Annotated in this window: 4 protein-coding genes and 1 pseudogene; all 5 read left to right on the forward strand. The window is 62.9% G+C overall.

Features of this window, described 5'->3' with window-relative positions:
• A partial coding sequence (locus tag HMPREF2716_RS00495; protein WP_177343796.1) for a cbb3-type cytochrome c oxidase subunit I occupies window positions 1–422 on the forward strand: 422 nt, incomplete at its 5' end.
• Between the two features lie 10 nt (window positions 423–432).
• Window positions 433–1,041 (forward strand): cytochrome-c oxidase, cbb3-type subunit II, encoded by a 609-nt coding sequence (gene ccoO, locus HMPREF2716_RS00500; protein ID WP_003087318.1) that lies wholly within the window; start codon window positions 433–435, stop codon window positions 1,039–1,041.
• 5 nt (window positions 1,042–1,046) lie between these two features.
• A complete protein-coding gene (locus HMPREF2716_RS00505; RefSeq protein WP_003087314.1) occupies window positions 1,047–1,232 on the forward strand; it encodes a CcoQ/FixQ family Cbb3-type cytochrome c oxidase assembly chaperone in 186 nt (61 codons plus the stop codon).
• Window positions 1,229–2,152: pseudogene (ccoP, locus tag HMPREF2716_RS00510) on the forward strand (cytochrome-c oxidase, cbb3-type subunit III); the annotation flags it as partial. The gene HMPREF2716_RS00505 and the pseudogene ccoP, both read left to right, overlap by 4 nt.
• Window positions 2,153–2,519: 367 nt before the next feature.
• A partial coding sequence (locus HMPREF2716_RS00515) for a cbb3-type cytochrome c oxidase subunit I (protein ID WP_256548099.1) occupies window positions 2,520–3,492 on the forward strand: 973 nt, incomplete at its 3' end.

The raw sequence follows: 3,492 nt of genomic DNA on the forward strand, positions 1-3,492 counted from the left end.
TCTCCCACTACACCGACTGGACCATCGGCCACGTACACGCCGGCGCCCTCGGCTGGGTCGCGATGGTTTCCATCGGCTCGCTCTACCACCTGATCCCGAAGGTCTTCGGCCGCGAGAAGATGTACAGCCTGAGCCTGATCAACGCGCACTTCTGGCTGGCCACCATCGGCACCGTGCTGTACATCGCCTCGATGTGGGTCAACGGCATCACCCAGGGCCTGATGTGGCGCGCGGTTAACGAGGACGGCACCCTGACCTACTCCTTCGTCGAAGCGCTGGCCGCCGGCCACCCCGGCTTCATCGTGCGCATGCTCGGCGGTTTCATCTTCCTGCTCGGCATGTTCCTGATGGCCTACAACACCTGGCGCACCGTCAGTGCCGCCAAGCCGGCCGAATACGAAGCCGCCGCACAGATCGCCTGAGGAGCCGAGCATGAAACACGAAATACTCGAGAAGAACGTCGGCCTGCTGGCGCTATGCATGGCCGTGGCCGTGAGCATCGGCGGCCTGACCCAGATCGTGCCGCTGTTCTTCCAGGACGTGACCAACACCCCGGTCGAAGGCATGAAGCCCTATACCGCGCTGCAACTGGAAGGCCGCGACATCTATATCCGCGAAGGCTGCGTCGGCTGCCACTCGCAGATGATCCGTCCGTTCCGCGCCGAAACCGAACGCTACGGCCACTACTCGGTGGCCGGCGAGAGCGTCTGGGACCACCCGTTCCTGTGGGGTTCCAAGCGTACCGGTCCGGACCTGGCCCGCGTCGGTAGCCGCTACTCCGACGACTGGCACCGCGCGCACCTGTTCAACCCGCGCAACGTGGTGCCCGAGTCGAAGATGCCGGCCTACCCGTGGCTGGTGGAGAACAAGCTCGACGGCAAGGACATCGAGAAGAAGCTCGAAGTGATGCGCACCCTCGGCGTGCCCTATACCGACGAAGACATCAAAGGCGCCAAGGACTCGCTGAAAGGCAAGACCGAAATGGATGCCGTGGTCGCCTACCTGCAGGTGCTCGGCACCTCGATCAAGAACAAACGGTGACGGCAATGGATATCGGGACGCTGCGAGGACTCGGCACGCTGCTGATCATGGTCGCCTTCATCGGTCTGGTGATCTGGGCCTACAGCGGCAAACGCAAGAAGAGCTTTGACGAAGCGACGATGCTGCCCTTCGCAGACGATCCCGAAGCCAAAAAGCACGTCGAGCAAGCTTCTAGGAGTAACAAAGAATGACCACCTTCTGGAGTCTGTACATCACAGCTCTTACCGTCGGTACCTTGATCGCCCTGCTCTGGCTGGTCTTCGCCACCCGCAAGGGCGAGGCCAAGGGTACTACCGAAAAGACCATGGGCCACTCCTACGACGGCATCGAGGAGTATGACAACCCGCTGCCGAAGTGGTGGTTCATGCTGTACATCGGCACCATCGTCTTCTCCGTCGGCTACCTGGTCCTGTACCCGGGCCTGGGTAACTGGAAAGGCGTGCTGCCGGGCTACGAGGGCGGCTGGACCCAGGACAAGCAGTGGGAACGCGAGATGAACATCGCCCAGGAGAAGTATGGGCCGATCTTCGCCAAGTACGCCGCCATGCCTATCGAGGAAGTGGCCAAGGACGAGCACGCCATGAAGATGGGCAGCCGCATGTTCGCCACCTACTGCTCGATCTGCCACGGTTCCGACGCCAAGGGCGCCCTCGGCTTCCCCAACCTGGCCGACAACGAGTGGCGCTGGGGCGGTGACCCGCAGAGCATCGAGACCACCATCCTCGGCGGTCGCCACGCGATCATGGCGGCCTGGGGCGACATCCTCGGCGAAGACGGGGTGAAGAACGTCGCCGCCTACGTCCGCACCGAACTCGCCGGGCTGAAGCTGCCGGAAGGCACCAAGGCCGACGTCGAGGCCGGCAAGCAGATCTTCTCGGTCAACTGCGTCGCCTGCCACGGCCCGGAAGGCAAGGGTACCGCCCTGGTCGGCGCGCCGAACCTGACCAACCCCGGCGCGTTCATCTACGGCTCCAGCTACGCCCAGCTCCAACAAACCATCCGCCATGGCCGCCAGGGCCAGATGCCGGCCCAGGAGCCCTACCTGGGCAAGGAAAAGGTGCACATCCTGGCCGCCTACATCTACAACCTGTCGCACAACCAGGGCAGCAACTGCCCCCTCCCCCCCCCCGCGCCCTCCCGGGCGCGGGTCCTTCCCCCGGTCTCAGACCTTAGTCCCAGGCGGCGCGACGAAGTGTCGCACCAGCGGACGCCTTTCCTACCCTTCCTTTTCAATCGCGTCTAAGCTGCTCTGCATTCGTCCCTCTCCGGCAGAGCGACGGGACACCTAACTTCACCGGCCGAACCCACTCGTCCGGATAGCGCCAGAAAGCCATACGGCCGCCTTGGAAAGCGCTCTGAAGCAGGCATCAAACTGGCGTCGCCCCTGGCCTGGCGCGTTGCAATGCCCACCCGCTTTCTCCATACTTGCCGCCGATTTTTTGTCCCTAAAAAAGTCCATTAACCGTGGAACCCCTAGCATGAGCACAGCAATCAGTCAGACTGCTTATAACTATAAGGTGGTCCGCCAGTTCGCCGTTATGACGGTGGTCTGGGGGGTCATTGGAATGGGTCTCGGTGTCCTGATCGCCGCCCAACTGGTATGGCCCGAATTGAACTTCGACCTGCCGTGGACGAGCTTCGGCCGCCTTCGCCCCCTGCACACCAACGCGGTGATCTTCGCCTTCGGTGGGTGCGCCCTCTTCGCCACCTCGTACTACGTGGTGCAACGTACCTCGCAAGCCCGACTGATTTCAGACACGCTGGCGGCCTTCACCTTCTGGGGTTGGCAGGCCGTGATCGTGGGCGCCGTGCTGACCCTGCCGCAGGGTTTCACCACCTCCAAGGAATACGCCGAACTGGAATGGCCGCTGGCCATCCTCCTGGCGATCGTCTGGATCACCTACGCGATCGTGTTCTTCGGCACCATCGTCAAGCGCAAGGTCAAGCACATCTATGTGGGCAACTGGTTCTACGGTGCCTTCATCCTGGTGACGGCGATGCTGCACATCGTCAACCACATGTCGCTGCCGGTGAGCTGGTTCAAGTCCTACTCCGCCTACTCCGGCGCCACCGATGCGATGGTCCAGTGGTGGTACGGCCACAACGCCGTGGGCTTCTTCCTGACCACCGGCTTCCTCGGCATGATGTACTACTTCGTGCCCAAGCAGGCCGAGCGTCCGGTCTATTCCTATCGCCTGTCCATCGTCCACTTCTGGGCGCTGATCTCCCTGTACATCTGGGCCGGCCCGCACCACCTGCACTACACCGCGCTGCCGGACTGGGCGCAGTCGCTGGGCATGGTGATGTCGCTGATCCTCCTGGCGCCGAGCTGGGGCGGCATGATCAACGGCATGATGACCCTCTCCGGCGCCTGGCATAAGCTGCGCACCGACCCGATCCTGCGCTTCCTGGTGGTCTCCCTGGCCTTCTACGGCATGTCCACCTTCGAAG

This window comes from Pseudomonas sp. HMSC076A11 (assembly GCF_001810205.1).
Classification (GTDB): Bacteria; Pseudomonadota; Gammaproteobacteria; order Pseudomonadales; family Pseudomonadaceae; genus Pseudomonas; species Pseudomonas aeruginosa.